This is a genomic window from Bordetella genomosp. 8, from assembly GCF_002119685.1.
Taxonomy (GTDB): domain Bacteria; phylum Pseudomonadota; class Gammaproteobacteria; order Burkholderiales; family Burkholderiaceae_B; genus Bordetella_C.
Genome location: NZ_CP021108.1, coordinates 4,225,658 through 4,250,829, shown reverse-complemented (window position 1 = coordinate 4,250,829; position 25,172 = coordinate 4,225,658). Strand labels below are relative to the sequence as shown.

Annotated in this window: 22 protein-coding genes, 2 tRNA genes and 2 rRNA genes; 14 read left to right on the top strand and 12 right to left on the bottom strand. The window is 62.0% G+C overall.

The window, feature by feature from the left end; all coding sequences use genetic code 11:
- Positions 1-38: 38 nt before the first annotated feature.
- The 4 genes from CAL12_RS19355 (at position 39) to rrf (ending at position 3,790) form a co-directional block, all read left to right on the top strand.
- Positions 39-115 (top strand) — tRNA-Ile (locus CAL12_RS19355).
- Positions 116-126: 11 nt separating this feature from the next.
- Positions 127-202 (top strand) — tRNA-Ala (locus tag CAL12_RS19350).
- 351 nt (positions 203-553) lie between these two features.
- Positions 554-3,439, top strand: a 23S ribosomal RNA gene (locus CAL12_RS19345).
- A gap of 238 nt (positions 3,440-3,677) precedes the next feature.
- Positions 3,678-3,790: ribosomal RNA gene (gene rrf, locus CAL12_RS19340) — 5S ribosomal RNA — on the top strand.
- 73 nt (positions 3,791-3,863) lie between these two features.
- Here the strand turns inward: rrf and CAL12_RS19335 are convergent.
- The 3 genes from CAL12_RS19335 to CAL12_RS19325 all read right to left on the bottom strand — a co-directional run bounded on the left by CAL12_RS19335 (position 3,864) and on the right by CAL12_RS19325 (position 6,697).
- Positions 3,864-4,292 carry a YchJ family protein gene (locus tag CAL12_RS19335; protein WP_086066118.1) on the bottom strand — a complete coding sequence of 143 codons (429 nt, stop codon included), beginning with the start codon at positions 4,290-4,292 and terminating at the stop codon, positions 3,864-3,866.
- A 68-nt stretch (positions 4,293-4,360) separates the two neighbouring features.
- Positions 4,361-5,068 (bottom strand): class I SAM-dependent methyltransferase, encoded by a 708-nt coding sequence (locus CAL12_RS19330; protein ID WP_198298269.1) that lies wholly within the window; start codon positions 5,066-5,068, stop codon positions 4,361-4,363.
- 246 nt (positions 5,069-5,314) lie between these two features.
- Complete coding sequence (locus tag CAL12_RS19325; protein ID WP_086066117.1) at positions 5,315-6,697, bottom strand: MFS transporter; 1,383 nt, start codon at positions 6,695-6,697, stop codon at positions 5,315-5,317.
- Positions 6,698-6,843: 146 nt separating this feature from the next.
- On the opposite strand from CAL12_RS19325, the gene CAL12_RS19320 reads away from it, so the two are divergent.
- The gene (locus CAL12_RS19320) at positions 6,844-7,770 is read left to right on the top strand and encodes a LysR family transcriptional regulator (protein ID WP_086067987.1); all 927 of its coding nucleotides are present in this window, start codon (positions 6,844-6,846) and stop codon (positions 7,768-7,770) included.
- Positions 7,771-7,917: 147 nt separating this feature from the next.
- Here CAL12_RS19320 and CAL12_RS19315 read toward each other — a convergent pair whose 3' ends face one another.
- The 6 genes from CAL12_RS19315 to CAL12_RS19290 form a co-directional block, all read right to left on the bottom strand.
- Positions 7,918-8,550, bottom strand: a complete 633-nt coding sequence (locus tag CAL12_RS19315; RefSeq protein WP_086066116.1) for a glutathione S-transferase family protein — start codon at positions 8,548-8,550, stop codon at positions 7,918-7,920.
- A gap of 97 nt (positions 8,551-8,647) precedes the next feature.
- On the bottom strand, positions 8,648-9,274 hold the full coding sequence (locus CAL12_RS19310; protein ID WP_086066115.1) for a glutathione S-transferase family protein: 627 nt from the start codon (positions 9,272-9,274) through the stop codon (positions 8,648-8,650).
- Between the two features lie 49 nt (positions 9,275-9,323).
- Positions 9,324-9,716 carry a hypothetical protein gene (locus tag CAL12_RS19305; RefSeq protein WP_086066114.1) on the bottom strand — a complete coding sequence of 131 codons (393 nt, stop codon included), beginning with the start codon at positions 9,714-9,716 and terminating at the stop codon, positions 9,324-9,326.
- A gap of 2 nt (positions 9,717-9,718) precedes the next feature.
- Positions 9,719-11,170 carry a bifunctional 2-methylcitrate dehydratase/aconitate hydratase gene (locus CAL12_RS19300; RefSeq protein ID WP_086066113.1) on the bottom strand — a complete coding sequence of 484 codons (1,452 nt, stop codon included), beginning with the start codon at positions 11,168-11,170 and terminating at the stop codon, positions 9,719-9,721.
- 34 nt (positions 11,171-11,204) lie between these two features.
- Positions 11,205-12,371 carry a bifunctional 2-methylcitrate synthase/citrate synthase gene (gene prpC, locus CAL12_RS19295; RefSeq protein ID WP_086066112.1) on the bottom strand — a complete coding sequence of 389 codons (1,167 nt, stop codon included), beginning with the start codon at positions 12,369-12,371 and terminating at the stop codon, positions 11,205-11,207.
- Between the two features lie 102 nt (positions 12,372-12,473).
- The gene (locus CAL12_RS19290; protein WP_086067986.1) at positions 12,474-13,463 is read right to left on the bottom strand and encodes a malate dehydrogenase; all 990 of its coding nucleotides are present in this window, start codon (positions 13,461-13,463) and stop codon (positions 12,474-12,476) included.
- Positions 13,464-13,952: 489 nt separating this feature from the next.
- Here CAL12_RS19290 and CAL12_RS19285 point away from each other — a divergent pair, with 489 nt between their 5' ends.
- From CAL12_RS19285 to CAL12_RS19245, 9 genes are all read left to right on the top strand, one after another.
- A complete protein-coding gene (locus CAL12_RS19285; protein WP_157793033.1) occupies positions 13,953-14,528 on the top strand; it encodes a hypothetical protein in 576 nt (191 codons plus the stop codon).
- Positions 14,529-14,582: 54 nt separating this feature from the next.
- Positions 14,583-15,086, top strand: a complete 504-nt coding sequence (locus CAL12_RS19280; protein WP_157793032.1) for a hypothetical protein — start codon at positions 14,583-14,585, stop codon at positions 15,084-15,086.
- 220 nt (positions 15,087-15,306) lie between these two features.
- Positions 15,307-16,089, top strand: a complete 783-nt coding sequence (locus CAL12_RS19275; protein ID WP_086066109.1) for a GntR family transcriptional regulator — start codon at positions 15,307-15,309, stop codon at positions 16,087-16,089.
- Between the two features lie 120 nt (positions 16,090-16,209).
- A complete protein-coding gene (gene sdhC, locus CAL12_RS19270) occupies positions 16,210-16,623 on the top strand; it encodes a succinate dehydrogenase, cytochrome b556 subunit (protein WP_086066108.1) in 414 nt (137 codons plus the stop codon).
- Positions 16,624-16,625: 2 nt separating this feature from the next.
- Entirely contained in the window at positions 16,626-17,009 is a 384-nt protein-coding gene (gene sdhD / locus CAL12_RS19265) for a succinate dehydrogenase, hydrophobic membrane anchor protein (protein ID WP_086066107.1), read from the top strand.
- Positions 17,010-17,012: 3 nt separating this feature from the next.
- Positions 17,013-18,791 (top strand): succinate dehydrogenase flavoprotein subunit, encoded by a 1,779-nt coding sequence (sdhA, locus tag CAL12_RS19260; protein ID WP_086066106.1) that lies wholly within the window; start codon positions 17,013-17,015, stop codon positions 18,789-18,791.
- 13 nt (positions 18,792-18,804) lie between these two features.
- Positions 18,805-19,521, top strand: a complete 717-nt coding sequence (locus tag CAL12_RS19255) for a succinate dehydrogenase iron-sulfur subunit (protein WP_086066105.1) — start codon at positions 18,805-18,807, stop codon at positions 19,519-19,521.
- A gap of 63 nt (positions 19,522-19,584) precedes the next feature.
- Positions 19,585-19,845 (top strand): succinate dehydrogenase assembly factor 2, encoded by a 261-nt coding sequence (locus CAL12_RS19250; protein ID WP_086066104.1) that lies wholly within the window; start codon positions 19,585-19,587, stop codon positions 19,843-19,845.
- 18 nt (positions 19,846-19,863) lie between these two features.
- Positions 19,864-21,168, top strand: a complete 1,305-nt coding sequence (locus CAL12_RS19245) for a citrate synthase (protein WP_086066103.1) — start codon at positions 19,864-19,866, stop codon at positions 21,166-21,168.
- 95 nt (positions 21,169-21,263) lie between these two features.
- Here CAL12_RS19245 and CAL12_RS19240 read toward each other — a convergent pair whose 3' ends face one another.
- The 3 genes from CAL12_RS19240 to CAL12_RS19230 form a co-directional block, all read right to left on the bottom strand.
- Positions 21,264-21,992 (bottom strand): pentapeptide repeat-containing protein, encoded by a 729-nt coding sequence (locus CAL12_RS19240; RefSeq protein ID WP_086066102.1) that lies wholly within the window; start codon positions 21,990-21,992, stop codon positions 21,264-21,266.
- A 101-nt stretch (positions 21,993-22,093) separates the two neighbouring features.
- Entirely contained in the window at positions 22,094-22,546 is a 453-nt protein-coding gene (locus tag CAL12_RS19235; RefSeq protein ID WP_086066101.1) for a DUF2214 family protein, read from the bottom strand.
- Between the two features lie 127 nt (positions 22,547-22,673).
- Positions 22,674-24,971, bottom strand: coding sequence for an NADP-dependent malic enzyme (locus CAL12_RS19230; protein WP_086066100.1), 2,298 nt, complete (start codon positions 24,969-24,971; stop codon positions 22,674-22,676).
- Between the last annotated feature and the right edge of the window lie 201 nt (positions 24,972-25,172).

The following is a 25,172-nucleotide window of genomic DNA, read 5'->3' as shown; positions in this document are numbered from 1 at the left end:
GATGTAAGACTGGATCGAAAGCGGATCCGATGCGAATTGGGTCTGTAGCTCAGTCGGTTAGAGCACCGTCTTGATAAGGCGGGGGTCGTTGGTTCGAATCCAACCAGACCCACCAAGGTTTTATCTGGGGGTGTAGCTCAGCTGGGAGAGCGCCTGCTTTGCAAGCAGGATGTCATCGGTTCGATCCCGTTCACCTCCACCAATTGCCTTTTAATCAGGCGGGTGCAGCGTCGAAGGGTCCGCGAGAAAAAAGAGTTCAACGATCAGTGTTTGATCTGTTCAGGAAAGAGCAGATCGAATCTTGATCGTTGGGTTTTTAACTCGACAGTTTTACTCGTTCTTTAACAATCTGGAAGAAGCACAACGAGAAGTATTGGCGGTGTGTTCATCCCCTTTGATAGCGATATCGATGGGAAATGAGCGCGTCGTTGAATACGGGTTGTGATTGCATTAGTAGTTCAAACTCAAGTGAATTTGAACGGCACAAACGCAAAGTATCATGTCAGAGCAAGACGGTTGCTTGGGAAGTGTTCTATAGCCATTAGCGTTATAGGATCAAGCGACTAAGTGCATATGGTGGATGCCTTGGCGATCACAGGCGATGAAGGACGTTGTAGCCTGCGAAAAGCTGCGGGGAGCTGGCAAACAAGCATTGATCCGCAGATATCCGAATGGGGAAACCCACCGTCGCAAGACGGTATCCTGGGCTGAATACATAGGCTCCAGGAGGCGAACCGGGTGAACTGAAACATCTCAGTAACTCGAGGAACAGAAATCAACCGAGATTCCGAAAGTAGTGGCGAGCGAAATCGGAAGAGCCTTTACGATTTAGCGCGTTGTATAGTCGAACGGGATGGAAAGCCCGGCCGTAGCAGGTGATAGCCCTGTAGGCGAAATGCAATGCGTGGAACTAGGCGTAAGAGAAGTAGGGCGGGACACGTGAAATCCTGTTTGAAGATGGGGGGACCATCCTCCAAGGCTAAATACTCGTGATCGACCGATAGTGAACCAGTACCGTGAGGGAAAGGCGAAAAGAACCCCGGAAGGGGAGTGAAATAGATCCTGAAACCGTATGCATACAAACAGTCGGAGCCTCCTTGTGGGGTGACGGCGTACCTTTTGTATAATGGGTCAGCGACTTACATTCAGTGGCAAGCTTAACCGGATAGGGAAGGCGTAGCGAAAGCGAGTCCGAATAGGGCGATTCAGTCGCTGGGTGTAGACCCGAAACCAGATGATCTATCCATGGCCAGGTTGAAGGCACGGTAACACGTGCTGGAGGACCGAACCCACTAGTGTTGAAAAACTAGGGGATGAGCTGTGGATAGGGGTGAAAGGCTAAACAAATCTGGAAATAGCTGGTTCTCTCCGAAAACTATTTAGGTAGTGCCTCAAGTATGACTGCGGGGGGTAGAGCACTGTTATGGCTAGGGGGTCATGGCGACTTACCAAACCATGGCAAACTCCGAATACCCGCAAGTCCAGCTTGGGAGACAGAGCACCGGGTGCTAACGTCCGGACTCAAGAGGGAAACAACCCAGACCGCCAGCTAAGGTCCCGAATTATCGCTAAGTGGGAAACGAAGTGGGAAGGCTTAGACAGTCAGGAGGTTGGCTTAGAAGCAGCCATCCTTTAAAGAAAGCGTAATAGCTCACTGATCGAGTCGTCCTGCGCGGAAGATGTAACGGGGCTAAGCGATAAACCGAAGCTGCGGGTGTGCACCTTAGGGTGTACGCGGTAGGAGAGCGTTCTGTAAGCCTGTGAAGGTGACTCGTAAGGGTTGCTGGAGGTATCAGAAGTGCGAATGCTGACATGAGTAGCGATAAAGGGGGTGAAAAGCCCCCTCGCCGTAAGTCCAAGGTTTCCTGCGCAACGTTCATCGGCGCAGGGTGAGTCGGCCCCTAAGGCGAGGCAGAGATGCGTAGCTGATGGGAAGCTGGTTAATATTCCAGCACCATCGTACAGTGCGATGGGGGGACGGATTGCGGAAGATCATCAGGGTGTTGGATGTCCCTGTTGCTGCATTAGAGAGGGCGCTTAGGCAAATCCGGGCGCGTGACTCAAGGGTGTGGCACGAGCGAGCATGTCTCGCGAAGTGATTGGAAGTGGTTCCAAGAAAAGCCTCTAAGCTTCAGCTGTACGAGACCGTACCGCAAACCGACACAGGTGGACGGGATGAATATTCCAAGGCGCTTGAGAGAACTCGGGAGAAGGAACTCGGCAAATTGATACCGTAACTTCGGGAGAAGGTATGCCCCGGTAGTGTGAGGCGCCTGCGCGCTGAGCATGATGGGGTCGCAGAGAATCGGTGGCTGCGACTGTTTATTAAAAACACAGCACTCTGCAAAGACGAAAGTCGACGTATAGGGTGTGACGCCTGCCCGGTGCCGGAAGGTTAAGTGATGGGGTGCAAGCTCTTGATCGAAGCCCCGGTAAACGGCGGCCGTAACTATAACGGTCCTAAGGTAGCGAAATTCCTTGTCGGGTAAGTTCCGACCTGCACGAATGGCGTAACGATGGCCACACTGTCTCCTCCCGAGACTCAGCGAAGTTGAAGTGTTTGTGATGATGCAATCTACCCGCGGCTAGACGGAAAGACCCCATGAACCTTTACTGTAGCTTTGCATTGGACTGTGAACCGGCCTGTGTAGGATAGGTGGGAGGCGCGGAAACCGAGTCGCCAGATTCGGTGGAGCCGACCTTGAAATACCACCCTGGTCTGTTTGCGGTTCTAACCTTGGCCCGTTATCCGGGTTGGGGACAGTGCATGGTGGGCAGTTTGACTGGGGCGGTCTCCTCCCAAAGCGTAACGGAGGAGTTCGAAGGTACGCTAGGTACGGTCGGAAATCGTGCTGATAGTGCAATGGCATAAGCGTGCTTGACTGTGAGACTGACAAGTCGAACAGGTGCGAAAGCAGGACATAGTGATCCGGTGGTTCTGAATGGAAGGGCCATCGCTCAACGGATAAAAGGTACTCTGGGGATAACAGGCTGATACCGCCCAAGAGTTCATATCGACGGCGGTGTTTGGCACCTCGATGTCGGCTCATCTCATCCTGGGGCTGTAGCCGGTCCCAAGGGTATGGCTGTTCGCCATTTAAAGAGGTACGTGAGCTGGGTTTAAAACGTCGTGAGACAGTTTGGTCCCTATCTGCCGTGGGCGTTGGATACTTGACGGAGCCTGCTCCTAGTACGAGAGGACCGGAGTGGACGTACCTCTGGTGTACCGGTTGTCATGCCAATGGCATTGCCGGGTAGCTATGTACGGAAGAGATAACCGCTGAAGGCATCTAAGCGGGAAACTCGTCTGAAGATTAGGTATCCCGGGGCCTCGAGCCCCCTGAAGGGTCGTTCAAGACCAGGACGTTGATAGGTCGGGTGTGGAAGCGCAGTAATGCGTTAAGCTAACCGATACTAATTGCCCGTGCGGCTTGATCCTATAACCCTGATGGTTAGAAAGCACCATCCAAAGCAAGCGGCTTGCCAAAAGCCATGATGCTTGCGTAGTGCCCACGCGAGCGAGTCAACGCTCGCTGCAATGCAGTCTCAACCCGAATTCAGCAATACCCCCAATACCCTCAACCAGGCCGACAGCCCCCGCGCTGCCGACCCGGCGTGCTTCTACCAGATTGGCGTGTCGCGCTTCCAAGAGGACGCGCGCCGCGCAACCCTTTACGCCTGACGACCATAGCAAGGTGGTCCCACTCCTTCCCATCCCGAACAGGACAGTGAAACGCCTTCGCGCCGATGATAGTGGACGGACGTCTGTGAAAGTAGGTCATCGTCAGGCTCTTATCCCCAAAACCCCGCTGCTCAACGCAGCGGGGTTTTGCTTTTTATGCGCCTGAACAGTGCTGAGGATCTCAGGCCTTGCCTGCGCCGCCATCGACGTCGCCGTCCACGTCCACGTATAGCCAGACACCGTTTTCGCGAACGAAGCGGCTGACTTCGTGCATGCGCTGGCCCTTGCCCTGCAAACGGCTGCGCGCGACGAACTCGACCAGCGCATGGCGCTCATCCTGGACGACGTGGCGTTTGACCTCCAACCCCAGCCATTTCAAACCGGCAGGGTTGGGCTCGATACGTGGCGGCCGAGTGTCCGGATGCCAGGTGTCGCGCACATAGTCGACCAGGTCCAATACGTAGGCGCTATACCTGGAACGCATCAAGGCTTCCGCGGTGGGAGCTTGCAGATGCCGGGAGCCGTGATGCCACTGCCCGCAGCAGGCCGCGTAAGGCTTGCCGGTGCCGCAGGGGCAGGACTTTACAGGGTCGGCCACGTATTGCTCCATCGATGGTGAGCACGCAGTTTAGCCGCGCGCAAACCTCGGACACGCAAACCCCGCAAGCGAACCGCGGTTCAAGGCAATCGGGCCGACACCACCAGCCAGCGTCCGTATAGCGACTGGCGTGACGCCAGTTGCCGCCAATATCGGCTTTCTTCCTCGTTATCCGCGCGCCGTTGCTTGCCGCGGCCGTAGAGCAGGGCGGGTATGGCGACGAGGCGTTCCGCCCAGTGCCTGGGCTTGGGCTCGTCGACTTCATGCAGCGTGATGTCGACGAATCCATAATGCGACAGGAACACGTGCAGCTGGTTGAAGGACCACGGGATATACGTGATGTACTGCCCGGGCTTTTTGCCAACCGCGGCGCGGAAGCCGGAATGGAAGCCGCGAAACAGATACTGCAGGCGCGAGCTCATGTGCCACGTATTTGGCGTCGTGACGATCAGCGTGCCATCCTTGCGCAGGCATGTACGGAAACTTTCCAAAGCCACGCCGGGGTTGGTCAACAGGTGCAGGGCTTCCCCGCACACGACCGCGTCGTAGTGGTCCGCGGGCAGGGCGAGCGGATCATTCAGATCGTGTTCCGTGAAGCTGCGATAGCCGCTGTTCGGCACGGGTTCCTCATACAGGCAGACGCCGTCGATCTGCGGGCGCTTCTGGCCGCCCTGCCGTTGCAGGGCGCGACCCAGCCAGCCGTGCCCGCAGGGCGCGTCCAGCACGCTGCTGGCATCGCGTTCTTTCAGTATGGAAAGAACGACGGGGCGATAGGGGCGCATATTCATTCCTGGTCTAACTCCTTGCCATGCGCTTTCATGTTTCGACGACACGGCCGCCGCGCGAAGGGCGGGCCGGCTCCGATACCCTATGGGGTGTCGGAAGGTGGTCAGCTTAATGAAAGGAATGCTTCAGGAGAGCCAGGGTAGCGGAAGACGCGTGTAGCGATCGTCTCAATCTGTCAGGGAAAAGAAGCAAACTGGTCGTGCATGAGGACGTCCCAGGATGGACGCCCCGGGGCATTTAGCGCTCGCTTACGTTTTCAGGTAGCGCCACACCAATACGGTCCCGATCGCATAGAGCGTTCCCATGGTGCCGAAAGCCAGGGGAAGCGAAATGTGCCACTCGCCATAGGCGTGCAGGATGGTGCCCATAATCGCCACGCCGACCAGCACGCCGATCTGGCGATTGGCATTCAAACAGGCGGCCGCGATATTCGCATGCGACTGGCCGGCGATCTGCATGACCACCGCCGTCATCGCGGGAACCGCTACCCCCACGCCCAGGTTGATCAGGGCAACGATGATCGCGAAAAGCCAATAATCCGTCTCGGGCCGCAGTATCCATGCCGTGAGCACGCTGCCGACCACGCACAGGCCCAGGCTGCCGAGCAGGGCGGCGCGTGGCCCCAGGCGCGCGACCACGCGCGGAGCCGACAGATTTCCCAGCGTGAACAGCAACATGGTGGGCAGCAGTTGGCTGCCGGCGGCCAGCGGGCTGGCGCCGCGTGCCTCCTGCAGGAACAGGCTCAGTACGAACAGCTGGCCGTAGCCGCCGAAATTGATGATGAAGCCCAGCATATTGGCGGCTGGGAAGCGCGCCGTGGCGAACAGATCCCGCGGCAACAGCGGGTTGGCGCTGCCGCGCTCCCGTGCCACGAAGGCCCAGCCGGCCAGCAGCATGGCGCAGGCCGCGCTCACGATGGGCGCCGATGTCCAGCCGAGTACAGGGCCTTCGATCAGCGTGAAACTCAACCCGGCCAGCGCAGTCACGCCCAACAGGTGACTTGCGGCGTTCAGTGCGCGGAAATGCCGCGCGGAATGCGGGATGACCTTGTGCGCCATTGCCAGCCCGACCAGGCCGATGGGCAGATTCACCAGGAAGATGCTGCGCCATCCCAGGCGGTCTATCAGGATGCCGCCGATCAACGGCCCCGATACGCCCGCGATCGACACAATGGCGGACCAGAGCGCCAGCATCCGGCCGCGGACCTTGTCATCGGGATAGGCACGGGTCAGCAGGCTCAATGAGCTGGGCATGAAAAGCGCGGCGCCTATTCCCTGCAGGAACCGCGCGAGCACCAGCGTCGTGCCGTTGGGCGCCGCCCCGCATAGCAGCGACGCCAACACGAAAATGGTCAGGCCGGTCTGGTACACGTTCTTCGCGCCGAAGCGGTCGGCCAGGCCCCCGCCCACCAGCAGCATCGCGGCGAAAGTCAGCGTATAGCCGTCGACCACCCACACCAATCCGGACAGCGGGACCTGTAGTTGTTCGGCGATGTTGGAAAGCCCGACATTGACGACGGTCACGTCCAGCGTCGCCATGACAAAGCCCATGGCCAGGGTGACCAATGGCAGATAGCGGACACGGGGTTGAGGCGACACGGACAGGGCCGGCGATGGCATGAGTTGCGACATGGCGATTGGAACACGATCGACGTCGTTGCCCAGTTACTCCGAACGGTGCGGCGACGCGAATTCTCCTTAGGCGCGCATCATATCCCTGGAAACGACAATGCAAAAATACGTAGAATTGCGCCCAAGGAATGCAAAATTGCATCATCGTGGATTGGGACGACGCGCGTATCTTCCTGGCGGTGTATCGGGGCGGCACCCTGCGGGCGGCGGCCGCTGCGCTGCGCGTGGACCAGGCCACCGTGGGCAGGCGTCTGCGGGCATTGGAGCAATCCCTGCAGGCGCGGCTGTTCCTGCATACGCCGCGCGGCTATGTGCCCACGCGGGCGGGTGAACTGGCGATGCCGGCGGCGGAAGCCATGGAACATGCCGCGGACCGGTTGGAACGCCTGACGCAGGGTACGGATGAATCCGTGTCCGGCACCGTGCGTGTGACCACTTCCGATACGATGGGGCGCGGCTTTCTGATACGCGCCATCCAGCAGGTACGGGCAACGCATCCGCAATTGCGTGTGGTGCTGACAACGTCCACGCTGCTTAGCAATCTGACGCGGCGCGAGGCCGACATCGCGGTGCGGAACGTGCGGCCCGACAATCCCGATCTGATTTCGCGGCGACTGAGCAAGCCGGAATTGGGCGTCTACGCCAGCAAACGCTATCTGAAGGCCCACGGCGAGCCGCGTCGCGGCACGGCGTTCGAAGGGCACACGGTGATCGCTTACCAGCGCGCGGTGTTCGGCGCGCGCAGCGAGACCATTTGCGGTGAGGCTTTCGGCAATGCGCAGGTGGCGCTGGAGGTCAATTCCGGACTGATGTTGCTGGAGGCGGTGGCGCAGGGCATAGGCATCGCCGAATTGCCCACTTATCTGGGCGACGCCACGCCGGGCCTGGAGCGCATCTGGCCGGATTGCGGAGAGTTCTATGACGTGTGGTTGGTGATGCACGGCGACCTGCATCGCAGCGCGAGGGTACGCGCCCTTGCCGACGCCATCGTTGCCGTATTCGAACAGGCCGAAGAGAAACCGCCGCCTCAGCGGAGCAGGAGGCCGGGGCGAGCCGGCTTATCCACAAGCTGAGGTGTAACTTGGAAACTCACCTCAGCTGTCCACATTTACTGTGGACAACCATTTGGACATGTCCCGGACAAAATCAAAATGATGAACAATCTCAAGGAGATAAGGTTCCGGGGTCACAAAGGACGCAACAACATACCTGCACACTTCTTACAGATTGTCCAGTTTGACCTCGAAACCGCGGCGCGTCGCCGGACGCGCCATCATGGTCTCGTACCAGCGCTTGACGTGCGCGAAATCCGCCAGGTCGACCTGGTGCCGCTCATGCCGCCAGGCCCAGCCGACGATGGCGAAATCGGCCACGGAAATCTCGCCCGCGACGAACTCCACCTGCGCCAGCCGACGATCCAGCACGCCGTACAAGCGGCGCGTCTCGTCCACATACCGCTTTGCGCCGTAGCGTTTGTCGTCTTCGTTCTGCAGGCCGAGGAAGTGATGCGCCTGGCCCGGCATCGGGCCGAAGCCGCCCATCTGCCACATCAACCATTCCAGTACCGGCACGCGGTCGGCAAGTCTTGTCGGCAGGAACTTGCCGGTCTTCTCGCCCAGGTACAGCAGGATGGCGCCCGATTCGAACACGCTGATCGGCTTGCCCTCCGGCCCTTGCGGATCGACGATGGCCGGAATGCGATTATTGGGGCTGATGCGCAGGAAGTCCGGCTTGTGCTGGTCGCCGTTGCGGATGTCGACCGCATGGACGGAATAGGGCAGGCCCATTTCTTCCAGCGCGACGCTGATCTTGCGGCCGTTCGGGGTATTCCAGGTGTGCAGCGCTATGGTCATTGCGATGTCCTGCGATAGGTGTGCGGGGCTGGCCATGCGGTGGCCGGGAAAAGGCCCGTCGTCGACGGGCCTTGCGACAGACGGGCGGGATGGGAAATCAGGTGAGCGCCGGCGCGACGTAGCGCTGGAATGCCGGGCGGGTCTTCAGGCCGTCGTACCAGGCCTGCACATTGGGGGTGGCGGGCCGGCGGATGCCGTCCAGCTCGATAAAGCGGCGGCAATACGCGCCCAGGACGATATCGGCCAGTGTGAAGCCGTCGCCTTCCAGGTAGCGGCGTCCGCGCAGGTGTTCGTCCACCATCAGCCACAGCTTGCCGGCGTCGTCGGCGGATTTCTGGATTGCGGCCATGTCGCGCTTTTCCGGCGGCGTGCGCACCATGCCCCAGAATACGTTGCGCTCCACCGGCTGCAGCGTTGACAGCACCCAATCCATCCACCGGTCGACCGAAGCGCGGACCCTGGGCTCGCGCGGATAGATGTCGCTTTGCGGCGCGTACTGCATGGCCAGGTAGCGGAGTATGGAGTTCGATTCCCACAGGGTGAAATCGCCATCTTCCAGCGTCGGCACCTTGCCGTTCGGGTTCATGGCCAGGTAGTCCGGCTGGTCGTTGCGGCCGAAGTGCAAGCCCGCGTCGACACGGTCGTAGGGCAGCGATATCTCGTCGCAGCACCACAGCACCTTCTGCACGTTCACGGAGTTCGCGCGGCCCCAGATCTTGATCATCGAGATGTCCTGTTCGCTAGGAGGGATTGAGTGTGGTGATGCAAGTCGATCAATGACGCAGCAACAGCAGCGTCCACACGGTGATCATCGCCAGCAGGCCGATCCAGCAACCGGCCCACAGGCCCATGATGGGCCATTTGACGTCCATGGGGACGCGCGCCGGATCGACATGCGCGAGGTTGCGGTTGGCCTGCCCGAACAAGCCCTTGCGGGCATGCGGAAACAACAGCCGCAGGAAATAGTCCAGGAAGATCCCCGCCTGGATGGCGCGCGGGAACTGCCGGAAGGGCCGATGCTGCAGCAGGGGATGGCGCAAGGTGTCGTTGATGCGATCCAGCTTGAAGAACCAGATCGCGATCAATGAAACCACCGCCACGAAGAAGCACGCCGCGAAGATATTGAAGGCGGTTGTCAGCGCGATGACGTAGACGGACTGGCTCATGGTCAGATGACGTACATATCCACGTATTCGTGCACCGGCATGGCTTCGAGCTTCTGCTGGTCCAGCGAGACCTCCAGGATACGGTTCTGCTGCCGGGCCGGGAACTGGCGCGCCAGGTTGGTGCGGAACTTCGCTTCCAGCAACGGGATGCCTTCCTGGCGGCGGCGCTTGTGGCCGATCGGATATTCGCAGACGACTTCGTCCAGGCGGCTGCCGTCCTTGAACTCGACGGTCAGGGCATTGGCGATCGACCGCTTGTCGGGGTCGTGATAGTCGCGCGTGAAGGCGCTGTCTTCCACGCATTCGATCCTGTCGCGCAGCGCGTCGATGCGCGGATCGCGGGCGAAATCGTCTTCGTAGTCGGCGGCCGTCAGATGGCCGAAGATCAACGGCACGGCCACCATGTACTGGATGCAGTGGTCGCGGTCGGCCGGGTTGTTCAGCGGACCCTTCTTGTCGATGATGCGGATGCAGGCTTCGTGCGTACGGATGGTGATTTTCTTGATGTCTTCCGCCCGCTTGCCCTGCGCGGCCATCTGCTGGTGCAGCTGCATGGCGCATTCCACCGCGGTCTGCGAATGAAATTCGGCCGGGAAGGAAATCTTGAACAACACGTTTTCCATGACGTAGCTGCCGTAGGGACGCTGGAACTTGAAGGGCTGGCCCTTGAAGGACACGTCGTAGAAGCCCCAGGTCTTGGCCGTCAGCACGGACGGATAGCCCATTTCGCCGGTGCGCGCGATCAGCGCCAGGCGCACGGCGCGGCTGGTGGCGTCGCCGGCCGCCCAGCTCTTGCGGCTGCCCGCGTTGGGCGCATGGCGATAGGTGCGCAGGCTCTGGCCATCGACCCAGGCCAGCGACACGGCATTGATGATCTCGTCGCGGCTCAGGCCCAGCATTTCCGCTACCACGGCGGTGGACGCGACCTTGACCAGCACGACGTGGTCCAGGCCGACCTTGTTGAAGGAGTTTTCCAGCGCGATGCAGCCCTGGATTTCATGCGCCTTGATCATGCCGGTCAACACCTGGCGCATGGTCAGCGGCGGCTTGCCGGCGGCCACGGCATTGCGCGACAGCCAATCGGCCGTCGCCAGGATGCCGCCCAGGTTGTCCGAAGGGTGACCCCATTCGGCGGCCAGCCAGGTGTCGTTGAAATCGAGCCAGCGGATCATGGCGCCGATGTTGAACGCGGCCTGCACGGGATCCAGCTGGAACTGGGTGCCGGGCACCTTGGCGCCATTGGGTACGACCGTGCCGGGCACGATGGGACCCATCAGCTTGCGGCAGGCCGGGTATTCCAGGGCCTCCAGGCCGCAGCCCAGGGTGTCGATCAGGCAGTTGCGCGCGGTCTCGTAGGCCAGCGTGCTCTTGATTTCGTAGTTGAGGACGTAGTCGGCGATGTCGACCAGGACCTGGTCCGGATCCGGCCGGACGTTGGAGATGTGCGATGACATGATGGATGCTTCCGTATGCGTGCGGGCGGATTGATTACTTGCGCTTTTCGATCGGGACGAACTTGCGGTCTTCGGGACCCACGTAGTTCGCGGTCGGCCGGATGATCTTGTTGTCGACGCGCTGTTCGATGATGTGCGCCGACCAGCCGGCGGTGCGCGCGATGACGAACAGCGGCGTGAACATGGCCGTGGGCACGCCCATCTTGTTGTAGCTGACGGCGGAATACCAATCCAGGTTGGCGAACATCTTCTTGGCGTCCCACATCACGCTTTCGATGCGTTCGGCGATGTTGTACAGCTGCATGCTGCCGGTCTGCTTGGACAGCTTCTGCGAGATGGCCTTGATCACCTTGTTGCGCGGGTCGGATACGGTATAGACCGGGTGTCCGAAGCCGATGATCACTTCCTTGTTTTCCACCCGGCGGCGGATGTCGGCTTCCGCGTCGTCCGGCGTGTCGTAGCGGCTTTGCACTTCGAAGGCCACTTCATTGGCGCCGCCGTGCTTGGGACCGCGCAACGCGCCGATGCCGGCGGTGATGGCGGAATACATGTCCGAGCCCGTGCCGGCCACGACCCGGCAGGTGAAGGTCGAGGCATTGAACTCGTGTTCCGCGTACAGGATCAGCGAACTGTGCATGGCCTTGACCCAGTCGTCGCTGGGCTTTTCGCCATGCAACAGGTGCAGGAAATGCCCGCCTATGCTGTCGTCGTCGGTCTCGACGTCGATGACCCGGCCATTGTGGCTGTAGTGATACCAATAGAGCAGGGCGGATCCCAGGCTGGCCATCAGCCGGTCGGCGATGTCGCGCGCGCCCGGCAGGTTGTGGTCGTCCTTTTCAGGCAGCACGCAACCCAGGACCGACACGGCGGTCCGCATGACGTCCATGGGGTGGCTGGATGCGGGCAGGGCTTCCAGCGCCACCTGCAACTGCGCCGGCAGGCCGCGCAGCGCGCGCAGCTTGCGTTTGTACGCCTGCAATTCCGCCTTGTTCGGCAGCTTGCCATGGACCAGCAGGTAGGCGACTTCCTCGAATTCGCTGGTGTCGGCGATGTCCAGAATGTCGTAGCCGCGATAGTGCAGGTCGTTGCCGCTGCGGCCCACCGTGCACAAGGCCGTGTTGCCGGCGACGACGCCGGACAGGGCGACCGATTTTTTCGGTTTGAATCCCGGCTTCTGCTGTTCCTGGTCGGACGTGCTCATGTCTGCTCCTTTCCTGGGATGGTATGGCTGGGCCTCGTGAGCCCTGGGATGAAAAAGGCCCGTGCATGGCGGGCCCTTTTTTGGTTGCTGCGTGCCTGCTGCTTACTTCAGCAGATCCTTCACGCCGTCGCGCTCTTCGAGCAATTCCTTCAGCGTCAGGTCCATGCGTTCACGCGAGAACGCATCGATTTCCAGACCGGTGATGCGGGTGTACTTGCCGTTTTCGGTGGTCACCGGCACGCCGTAGATGATGCCTTCGGGGATGCCGTAGGAGCCATCCGACGGGATGCCCATGGTGACCCACTTGCCGTTGCTGCCCAGCACCCAGTCGCGCACGTGGTCGATGGCGGCATTGGCGGCGGAGGCGGCGGACGACAGGCCGCGCGCGTCGATGATGGCGGCGCCGCGCTTGCCGACGGTGGGGATGAAGACGTCACGGTTCCAGGCGTCGTCGTTGATCAGCTTGGCCAGGCTCTGGCCGCCGACCGTGGCGAAGCGGATGTCCGGATACATCGTGGGCGAGTGGTTGCCCCAGACGATCAGCTTTTCGATGTCGGCGACGGCCTTGCCCGACTTGGCGGCCAGTTGCGACAGCGCGCGGTTGTGGTCCAGGCGCAGCATGGCGGTGAAGTTCGCGGCCGGCAGGTCCGGGGCCGACTTCATGGCGATGTAGGCGTTGGTGTTGGCGGGGTTGCCGACGACCAGCACCTTGACGTCGCGCTTGGCGACTTCGTTCAGGGCCTTGCCCTGGGCGGTGAAGATCTGGGCGTTGACGGTCAGCAGGTCCTTGCGCTCCATGCCGGGGCCGCGCGGGCGCGCGCCGACCAGCAGAGCGATGTCGGCATCCTTGAAGGCGGTGCGCGGATCGCTGTGGGCGGTCATTTCCTGCAGCAGCGGGAAGGCGCAATCGTCCAGCTCCATCATGACGCCCTTCAGCGCCTTCTGGGCCTTTTCGTCAGGGATTTCAAGCAGTTGCAGGATAACGGGCTGGTCTTTACCGAGCATTTCGCCGGAGGCGATGCGAAACAGCAGGGCGTAGCCGATTTGACCGGCGGCGCCGGTCACGGCGACGCGCAAAGCGGGCTTGGACATGAACATTCTCCGTAATGAGTCGTCGAGAAAAAATCTCGCCGGACAGTGTAATCGGTCGGCGTGGCTGGCGGCATCATGCGTGTGACGCGGCTGCCGGCCCACGGGCGCGGCGGTCCAGCGCACGGCGGGGCGATGCCGGCGACCCCGTGGCAGTCCGGATGCTAAGGCGCGTTGACGTTTACGTCAAACGGGTCTTCTATAAGACTGGGCATCGAGGGGGATGGCCGGCGCGGCACCGGTGGGCCGCCGCAATCACGCCCGGCGTCCGTAATTCAGTGTGTGGAAATGTCCCAAGCGCTTTTGTATATCGCGGCGGCAAAAACGGAAGCCGCGTGTTTTTCCGATTGCCGGCGTTGCCCGCATTCAAGAACCCGTACTTGGGGTCGCTCCGGTAACTTCGCTTTGACCGTGGAGTTTCACGAGGCACCCGCATGATAGAAATGATCACGCCGCAGATTATTCGTTATCGCGGGCGGATCGGCAGGCTGATTGAAGTTGCATGGCTCCGCACGCGCCGCCTGTTTGAATGGGATAACCATTATGCGAAATCCACGGAAGTTTCTCGCTTTTCTGGCGTGGGCCCTGGTGGGTTTGCCGATGGCCGCACAGGCGGCGGGTGGCGGCAAGGACGGATCGCCAGGCCCGGAGATACCGATAGCCATTCGCGCCCACGTCGACAAGGCACCGCCGCCGGTGCCCGTGGGGAACAGTTTGGCCCGCGCGCGCTGTTTCAAGAGCAGCGTCGATTTCGACGAATACCAGTTTTGCTTCGTCGTGAAATACGACGGTTTGACTTATTGGCCGCTTTCCTTCGACGACAACCGCATGGCGGTGCTACTGGCGGGCTACGACGAAAGCGGACGATTGGCCAGAAAAGTCTATGCCTGCGGTACGCGCTATATCTGGTACATCACCGTCAACCAGGACAAGCAGACCGTCATCCTATGGGGGCAAGGGCCGAACCCTTCGGCATCGAATCCGACCGGCGGCGCGCAGGATCCCAGTACGGCCGCCGTGCCATGGCAAATGCTGCGAGATGGCGGCGAAACCTGCCCTTCGCATTGAGTTTTTCAGCAGAGTTTCGCCTGATCAAGGCGTTTTCAACGATGGGAGACAATCATGCAACGTATTCGTTTGGCGACGCGGATGGCAACGTTGTTGCTGGTGGCCGTTTTCATGTCCAGCATCAACGCGGTCGCCGCCGATAAGGCCGACAAGAATCCAAAGAACAAGTCCGCCGGCTATGTGCTTACCTGGATCAATACTCAGGCCAATACGATCACCCTGAACAGATCCTCGGTCACCTGCATGTACAACCCAGGCGACGCATCCATCCAGTTGAATACAGGCGTTCCGAAGCCGGAGACGCTTGAGGACAATAACGGCGTGGGTAATTGCCTGAATGCGCCGAAGATCGTCGCATGGACTGTCAGTACCAACGGAGCGTTGATTTATTTCAGGCATGAACTGGTATCGGGGATTGGCAGCTCCTGGATTACCCAGATCGTCGATACAAGCGGGACGGTGAAGTCGGCGACCTGTTTGCAGGCCAGCAACGAGAATGGGCATAACTGCCTGAATCAGGGGGTGACCAACGTCGTCGGTATAGACGTGGTCTTTTGATCGCGGGGCGGGGATTTTCACGATTCGCCGCCCGTCGCATGCCCGTCGTAGTGAACCGCCTAGCGGGCGGCAGGCCGAGCCGGACGACCCGGCTGCAGGTCTTATATAAGAGTAGACAGTGCAGGAGCGCTGTGCGACAATTCGGCGCCTAATTTCCGCATCGGGCTTCGCATCCGCGCTGCCCGTCCGGATCGCTCGCGACGCCCGTCTTATCGCATTCATGGTAGACCCCCGGCCCGAAATTTCTTCGCGCAACAGAGGCGCCGCCGGTTCCGGAGGCGCGAGTGCCGCTTTCAGTCCGCTGTACCGGCAGATCAAGGAATTGCTGGTGCAGAGCCTGGACCGTGGCGAGTGGAAGCCCGGCGAACTGATCCCCAGCGAAATCGATCTGGCGGCCCGTTTCCAGGTCAGCCAGGGAACGGTGCGCAAGGCGGTGGATGAACTCGCGGCCGAGCACGTGCTGCTGCGACGCCAGGGCAAGGGCACTTTCGTCGCCACCCATCACGAAGCCCGCGTGCGCTTCCGCTTCCTGCGGCTGGCTAGCGACGAGGGCGCGGAAGGCGAGGTCGCGGAAAGCCATGTGCAGGAATGCCGCCGCATACGCGCGACCGCGGAAGTCGCCCGGGCGCTGGAATTGCGTGCTGGCGAGACGGTGGTGGCGATCCGGCGCCTGCTGAGCTTCGGTGGCGTGCCCACCGTGCTCGACGACATCTACCTGCCCGGATCCACGTTCCGCCGTCTTACTCTTGAATTATTGACCGCCAACAAGGCGCCGCTGTACGGCTTCCTGGAGTCGGAATTCGGCGTCAGCATGATCCGCGCGGACGAAAAGCTGCGCGCCGTCGCCGCGACGCCGGAGGCGGCCGCCGCATTGAACGTTGCTCCCGGTACGCCGCTGTTGCAGGTGGACCGTACCTCGTACACCTACGGCGACCGGCCGATGGAAGTGCGGCGGGGCTTATACCTGACTGATCGATATCATTACCGTAATAGTTTGAATTGATGGGCTTTTTTCATCCGATTTGATAGCACCCCGTTACATGGGCGAAAATAGTCCGTTTTTCCCGCAAGGGCCAGGCACTCCCGCCGCTACGATTTTCTAGTTCCGAACCCCGAGGCCGTCATGTCCGACTCAGCTGCCAAGCCGCGTCCGCAGTTTCGCAACATCAACGTTTCCCAGATCCTCAGCTACCGGCTGCCCTTGCCTGGCAAGGTATCGATCCTTCATCGGGCCAGCGGCGCCCTGCTGTTCCTCTGTCTTCCCTTGGTCCTGCTGCCGCTGCTCGCGGCCAGCCTGGCCTCGCCGGAAAGCTTCGCGAACATCGCCACGATCACGGGCAACCCCATCGTCAAGCTGATCCTGCTGGCGCTGATCTGGGGCTACCTGCATCACTTCTGTGCGGGTATCCGCTACCTGATGCTGGACATGCACAAGATCATCGACAAGAGCCCGGCGCAGAAGAGCGCGGGCGTCGTGCTGGGGGTCAGCCTGGCGCTGACCGTGGTGTTCGGTCTCAAACTGTTCGGAGCCTGGTAATAATGGCTGTCACCAAGAATTATGGCGCCAAGCGCCTGGTCGTAGGCGCGCACTACGGCACCATGGATTTCATCGCGCAGCGCATCACCGCTGTCATCCTGGCCCTGTACACCATCGTGCTGCTGGTCGGCATCCTGGTCATGCCGGGCTTCACCTACGAGAGCTGGAAGGCGCTGTTTTCCTTCCACGTGTTCGCCTTGCCGCTGGGTCAGGTGCTGGCCACGCTGGCCTTCGTATCGCTGATCTGGCATGCCTGGATCGGGGTGCGGGATATCTGGATGGACTACGTGAAGCCGGTGGGCGTGCGCCTGCTGCTGCAAGTCCTGACCATCCTGTGGCTGGTGGGCTCGCTCGCTTACTTCGCGCAAATCATCTGGAGGCTCTAAGCCGTGGTCGCTGTCATGAATTCCTTGCCGCGCCGCCAATTCGATGTGGTGGTCGTCGGCGCCGGCGGTGCCGGCATGCGCTGTTCCCTGCAACTGGCCCAGGCGGGCCTGTCGGTGGCGGTGCTGTCCAAAGTGTTCCCGACCCGTTCGCATACCGTCGCCGCGCAAGGCGGGGTCAGCGCGTCGCTGGGCAACATGAGCGAGGACAACTGGTACTGGCACATGTACGACACCGTGAAGGGTTCGGACTGGCTGGGCGACCAGGACGCCATCGAGTTCATGTGCCGGGAAGCCCCCAGCGCCGTGTACGAGATGGAACACTTCGGCATGCCGTTCGACCGCAACCCGGACGGCACCATCTATCAGCGTCCCTTCGGCGGCCATACCGCCAACTTCGGCGAAAAGCCGGTGCAGCGCGCCTGTGCCGCGGCCGACCGTACCGGCCATGCGCTGCTGCACACGCTGTACCAGCGCAACGTTGCCGCCCGCACGCAGTTCTTCGTCGAATGGATGGCGCTGGACCTGCTGCGCAATGAAAACGGCGACGTGGTGGGCGTGACCGCGCTGGAGATGGAAACCGGCGAAATCTACATCCTGGAAGCCAAGGCGACGGTGCTGGCCACCGGCGGCGCCGGCCGTATCTGGGCCGCTTCCACCAATGCCTTCATCAACACCGGCGACGGCCTGGGCATGGCGGCGCGTGCCGGCATCGCCCTGCAGGACATGGAATTCTGGCAATTCCACCCGACCGGCGTGGCCGGCGCGGGCGTGCTGATCACCGAAGGCGTGCGCGGCGAAGGCGGCATCCTGCTGAACAAGGATGGCGAACGCTTCATGGAGCGCTATGCGCCCACGCTGAAGGACCTGGCGCCGCGCGACTTCGTGTCGCGTTCGATGGACCAGGAAATCAAGGAAGGCCGCGGCTGCGGTCCGGATGGCAGCTACGTGGTGCTGAAGCTGGACCACCTGGGCGCCGACACCATCAACAAGCGCCTGCCCTCGATCCGCGAAATCGCCATCAAGTTCGGCAACGTGGACCCGATCAAGGAACCGATCCCCGTCGTTCCGACCATCCACTACCAGATGGGCGGCATCCCGGCCAACTACCATGGCCAGGTCGTGTCGTGGGAAAACGGCGAATCGAAGATCGTCAATGGCCTGTACGCGATCGGCGAATGCGCGGCGGTGTCGGTGCACGGCGCCAACCGCCTGGGCACCAACTCGCTGCTGGACCTGATCGTGTTCGGCCGTGCCACCGGCAACCATATCGTCGACCAGCACCTGGATCGCCAGCACTCGCACCAGACGGTGTCGCCGTCGTCGCTGAATTACTCGCTGGACCGCGTGAACAAGCTGGAAACGCGCACCTCGGGCGAAAAGACCCAGGACGTGGGCAACGCCATCCGCATGTCCATGCAGCGCCACTGCGGCGTGTTCCGCACCCTGCAGCTGCTGAACGAAGGCGTGGGGCAGATCGAGGAACTGGCCAAGCAGGCGGACCATATCGCCTTCAAGGACAAGTCCAAGGTGTTCAACACCGCGCGCGTCGAAGCGCTGGAGCTGGCCAACATGACGGAAGTGGCGCGCGCCACCATCAAGTCGGCCGCCAACCGTACCGAAAGCCGCGGCGCGCATGCGTTGAACGACCATCCCACCCGCGACGACGAAAACTGGCTGAAGCACACCCTCTGGTATTCCGAGGGCAGCCGCCTGGACTACAAGCCCGTACAAATGAAGCCCCTGACGGTCGAGTCCTTCCCGCCCAAGGCGCGTACTTTCTAAGCAGGATGCCGGCATGAGCACCAAGCGTATCGTGAAATTCGAGATCTACCGCTACGATCCGGACAAGGATGAGCGGCCCTATATGCAGAAGCTGGAAGTCGAACTCCAGCCGACGGACAAGATGTTGCTGGACGCGCTGGTCCGCATCAAGAACGACGTCGACGACAGCCTCGCGCTGCGCCGCTCCTGCCGTGAAGGCGTGTGCGGTTCGGACGCGATGAACATCAATGGAAAGAACGGCCTTGCCTGTATCACCAACCTGCGTGAACTCAAGGAACCGATCGTCCTGAAGCCGCTGCCCGGCCTGCCCGTGATCCGCGACCTGATCGTGGACATGACGCACTTCTTCAACCAGTACCACTCGATCAAGCCTTACCTGATCAACGACACGCCGCCGCCGGAACGCGAACGCCTGCAGTCGCCGGAAGCGCGCGAAGAACTGGATGGCCTGTACGAGTGCATCCTGTGCGCGTGCTGCTCGACGTCCTGCCCGTCGTTCTGGTGGAACCCGGACAAGTTCGTCGGCCCGGCCGGCCTGCTGCAGGCCTATCGCTTCATCGCGGACAGCCGCGACGAGGCGACCGGCGAGCGTCTGGACAATCTGGAAGACCCGTACCGGCTGTTCCGCTGCCACACGATCATGAACTGCGTGGACGTCTGTCCCAAGGGCCTGAATCCGACGAAGGCGATCGGCAAGATCCGGGAACTGATGGTTCGCCGGACGGTCTAGCGATGAGCACCGGCGAGCCTTCCGTCGTCCATGCCGTCGCGTCGCGGCGGAAGGGGTAGTAACGTGGTCGGACTTACCGAACTGGAGCGCGCGCGCCTGCGCTGGCGGGCGCGGCGCGGCCTGCTCGAGAACGATCTCATCATTACGAAGTACCTGGACGCGTACGAGTCGCAACTGACCGACGCGGATGTAGCAGCGCTGACGCAGCTGTTCGAACTGGGCGACAACGACCTGCTCGATCTGCTGCTGGCGCGTAGTGAGCCAGAAGGTGAACTGGATACGCCAAGGCTACGCGGAATCATCGCCAAGATGCGCGAGCTGTAACTTTGAGAGGAATGTACGATGAAACAGTCAGACAAAAAGGCCACCCTAACGTTTTCGGACGGCAGCGCCCCGATTGAATTCCCGATTTACCAGGGTACGGTAGGTCCGGACGTCATCGACATTCGCAAGCTCTACGGCCAGTCCGGGATGTTCACCTACGACCCCGGCTTCATGTCGACGGCGGCTTGCTCGTCGGCCATCACCTACATCGACGGCGACAAGGGCGAGCTGCTGTATCGCGGCTACCCCATCGAGCAACTGGCGGTGAACTGCGACTTCCTGGATGTCTGCTACCTGATCCTGAACGGCGAGCTGCCCACGCCGGAGCAGAAGAAGGACTTCGATTCCCAGGTGACGCATCACACCATGGTGAACGAGCAGTTGCATTTCTTCCTGCGCGGTTTCCGTCGCGACGCGCACCCGATGGCGGTGCTGACGGGCCTGGTGGGCGCGCTGTCCGCCTTCTACCATGACTCGCTGGACATCACGAATCCTCAGCATCGCCATATTTCGGCGATCCGCCTGATCGCCAAGATGCCGACGCTGGTCGCGATGGCGTACAAGTACTCGCAAGGCCAGCCCTACATCTATCCGCAGAACGATCTGTCGTACACCGGCAATTTCCTGCGCATGATGTTCGCCACGCCGTGCGAGGACTACAAGGTGAACGAAGTGGTCGAGCGCGCGCTGGACCGCATCTTCATCCTGCACGCCGATCACGAGCAGAACGCGTCGACGTCCACCGTGCGCCTGTGCGGTTCGTCGGGCACCAATCCCTTCGCCGCGATCGCGGCCGGCGTGGCTTGCCTGTGGGGCCCGGCCCACGGCGGCGCCAACGAAGCCTGCCTGCAGATGCTGGAAGAACTGCAAGCCAATGGCGGCGTGGCCAAGGTCGGCGAGTTCATGGAGAAGGTGAAGGACAAGAACTCGGGCGTGCGCCTGATGGGCTTTGGCCACCGCGTCTACAAGAACTACGATCCGCGCGCCAAGCTCATGCAGCAGACGTGCAAGGAAGTGCTGGCGGCGCTGAACCTGGAAAACGATCCGTTGTTCAAGCTGGCCATGGAGCTGGAGCGCATCGCGCTGGAAGACTCCTACTTCGTGGATCGCAAGCTGTACCCGAACGTGGACTTCTACTCCGGCATCGTGCAGCGCGCCATCGGCGTGCCGACCGCGCTGTTCACGGCGAACTTCGCCCTGGCCCGCACGGTGGGCTGGATTGCCCAGTGGAACGAAATGCTGACAGATCCGGATTACAAGATCGGTCGTCCGCGCCAGCTGTTCACGGGTTCGCCTTCGCGCGACATCAAGCGCGCGAAGTAATGCGCGCGGCGCCGGTGCGATGCCGGCGCCGGCGGGCATGGTCCGCAGCCAGGAAAAGCCGCTATTCGCGGCTTTTTCTTTTTCCGGGGCCGGCGTCAGCGGGTTATCGGCATGACCGCGCCCCGTATGTGGGTGTGCTTCCAGTTTGCCGCGGACAGATTGGCCTCATGGAAGTTCGTGTAGCTGAGATCGGCGCCTTCCAGGTCGATGCCGGGCGCATGCAGATAGCGCAGGTCCAGCCCGCTCAAGCGCATGCCATGGCAATCCTTGCCCACCAGATTGGCGGAAAACAGCGCTGTTTCGATGGCCCAGGCGGGCAGGTTGTCGAAGGGCACGGCATGCCGCGGAAGATCTTTCGCCGGTAGCGCGCGCAGCCGTTCATGGCCGCTTTCGCTGCGCAAGGTGGTCTTCAGCCGCTCGAAGCCGCGGCTGGGCTCGGCGAAATCCAGGAAGGTTTCTTCGTTATCCGGAATCAGGCTGTACTGGTAATAGTCCTGGACGGCGTCGTGCACGCGGTCCTGCCGCTCTCCGGCGCGCAGCAGGAAGCGATGCAGATTGTGCCGGGCGGCGCCGTGGTCGTAAGGCAGCACGATATGCCAGCCCGGCTGGCTGCCCAGGTGTGGGTCCTGCATGGCCATGGCCGTGGCGTAGATGCCCCAGCTGGTCCATTGCAGCAGGGCCTCGCGGCCCTGCTTGCCGAGCCTGGCGGACTTCGCCACGGATTTGATGGCGCGTTCGATGTCGCGCAGGTTGGCGATGCTGTCGGTCTCGTCCAGGGGACGGTTGGCGCAGCATGGGAGTAGGGTGGCCAGGGAAAGTTGCATGATGGCGGGGCGCTCCTTTAGGCGGGAAGAGCGTCCTCGGTAGCGACGCGGGAGCGTGTCGTTCCGCGCGCGGCGGCGCGAGATTCAACGTCCGCGGCGTGTCAGCGGCCGATGCCGCGTGCCATCAGCACGGCGAACAGGGGCAGGAAACCCAGCAGGTGCGCCTGGATCATCACCCAGCGGCGGACACGCCTGATCTCACCATTGGTGGGCACGAAACCGGGCAGCATGCGGGCCTGGCGGCGCCATTTCAGGAAAGCCACGGTGGGCCGCAGCGACAGTACCGCAATCAGGACGAACAGTCCCATCTTGGCGTGGAACCAGGGATTGGGGACGTAGAAGGCCACGCCCTTGGCGCCGTAGAACAGGCGCAGCAGGCCGCTGGCGACGACGGCCAGGGCGCAGGCCAGATAGAAGCGGTCGTAATTGGCCAGGCGCCGTACCGTCGATGCCGGCATGTCAGGCCGCAGCAGCACCGCCTGCGCCGCCAGGGGAACGATCAGCGTGAAGATCGCCAGGAAGTGCAGCCAGGCGAGCAGGGCGTCGGTCAGCATGGTGGGCTCCTATCCGGATCGGGACCGGGGGGGCTGCCGCCCCGTGCCCCAAGGGGGGGGCGGGGCGGCAGCGGCAGGCACAGGGCGGCACAGCCACAGCCGGCGCGGGCGCCGCCCGCGCCCGGCTTCAGCCGCGCCTGGCTGCCTCGGCCGCTTCCTGTTGCGCATCGACCACCGCCAGCGCCGTCATGTTGACGATGCGGCGCACCGTGGCGCTGTTGGTCAGGATATGGACCGGACGCGCCGCCCCCAGGAGGATGGGCCCCATGGCGATCCCTCGGCTACCCGTCATCTTCAGCATGTTGTACGTGATGTTGCCGGTATCCAGGTTAGGCATGATGAGCAGGTTGGCCGGCCCCTTCAGCGAGCTGTCCGGGTAGGACGTCATGCGGATGGATTCGGACAGCGCCGCGTCGGCGTGCATTTCGCCGTCGACTTCCAGGTTGGGCGCGCGTTCCGCCACCAGCCGGCGGGCCTTGGCCATCTTGCTGGACGATGCCGTGTTGCGGCTGCCGAAGTTCGAATGCGACAGCAGGGCGATCTTCGGCACCACGCCGAAGCGCAGCATTTCGTCGGCGGCCTGGATGGTGATGTCGGCCACTTCTTCCGCGGTCGGGTCCTCATTGACGTGCGTGTCGGCGATGAACAGCGTCTGGTCCGGCAGCATCAGCACGTTCAGCGCGGCATATGCATGGGTGCCGGCCTTGCGCCCGATGACTTCGTCGACGTACCGCAGCTGGTTGTCGTAGCGGCTGCTGACCCCGCACAGCAGCGCATCGGCGTCGCCGCGTTGCAGCAGCATGGCGCCGATCAGCGTGTTGTGCTTGCGTACCATGGCCTTTGCGATGGCCGGCGTGACACCCTCGCGGCCGCGCATCTGGTAGTACGCGTTCCAGGTTTCATTGAAGCGCGCGTCGTCCTCGGGATCGACGATTTCGATGTTGTCGCCATCGACCAGGCGCAGGCCGAACTTGCGCACCCGCATTTCGATGACGGCAGGGCGGCCCACCAGGATGGGGCGCGCCAACTGCTCGTCGACCACGGTCTGCACGGCGCGCAGCACGCGTTCGTCTTCGCCGTCGGCGTAGATGACGCGCTTGGGCGCCTTCTTGGCCTGGTGGAACAGCGGGCGCATCAACTGGCCCGAGTGATAGACGAAGCCCATCAGCTTCTGGCGATAGGCTTCCATGTCCTGGATCGGGCGCAGCGCGACGCCGGACTCGGCCGCGGCCTGCGCCACGGCGGGGGCGATCTTGACGATCAGGCGCGGATCGAAGGGCTTGGGAATGATGTAATCGGGCCCGAAGCTGAGCTCCTGCCCGGCATAGGCGCGCGCGACTTCATCGTTCTGTTCGGCTTCGGCCAGTTCGGCGATGGCCTTGACGGCCGCCAGTTTCATTTCTTCGGTAATGCGGGTGGCGCCGGCATCCATCGCGCCGCGGAAGATGAACGGGAAGCACAGGACGTTGTTGACCTGGTTCGGATAGTCCGACCGGCCGGTGGCGATGATGCAGTCCGGCCGCGCCGCCTTGGCGATCTCGGGGCGGATTTCCGGATCCGGGTTGGCCAGCGCCAGGATCAGCGGCTGGTTGGCCATGGTGACGACCATGTCGGCGGTCAGCACGCCAGCGGTGGAGCAGCCCAGGAACACGTCGGCGCCCTTGACGACGTCGGCCAGCGTGCGGGCATCGGTGTGGCGCGCATAGCGCTTTTTGTTGGGCTCCATATTGGCCTCGCGGCCTTCCCAGATAACGCCGCGCGAATCGGTCACGAAGATGTTTTCCGGGCGGATGCCCAGCTGCACCAGCATGTCCAGGCAGGCGATGGCGGCCGCGCCGGCGCCCGAGCAGACCAGCTTGACCTCGCCCATGCGCTTGCCGACCACCTTCAGGCCGTTCAGGATGGCGGCCGACGAAATGATGGCCGTGCCGTGCTGGTCGTCGTGGAAAACCGGGATTTTCATCCGTTCGCGCAGCTTCTTCTCGATGTAGAAGCATTCCGGCGCCTTGATGTCTTCCAGGTTGACCCCGCCCAGCGTGGGCTCCAGCGCGGCGATGATGTCCACCAGCTTGTCCGGGTCGGTTTCCGCCAGTTCGATGTCGAAGACGTCGATCCCGGCGAACTTCTTGAACAGGCAACCCTTGCCTTCCATGACCGGCTTGGCGGCCAGCGGGCCGATATTGCCCAGGCCCAGCACCGCCGTGCCGTTGGTGATCACGCCCACCAGGTTGCCGCGCGAGGTGTACTTGGATGCGGCGTCATCGCCATCGGCGTGTATGGCCATGCAGGCCGCGGCCACCCCCGGCGAATAGGCCAGCGACAGGTCGTCCTGGTTCGCCAGCGTCTTGGTGGGCATGACGGATATCTTGCCCGGCGTCGGATACGCGTGATAGTCCAGCGCCAGTTTGGTAAGGGTTTCGTCCATTGCGGTGCAGCCTTCGAAGGGGATGGGAAAAACGGGTTATTTCATCAGAAAGCGTAGCCGGAAGCTTGTTGCAGCGCGGCGTAAACCGGCGTGCGCGCGGCGCCGCCCTGACCCGGCCCTGAACGGTATTGTCGTCGGGGCGCCACGAAAAACGCGCAAAATGGCGTGCCCGCCTTCCTCGCCTCGTTTTGCCTGGACCGC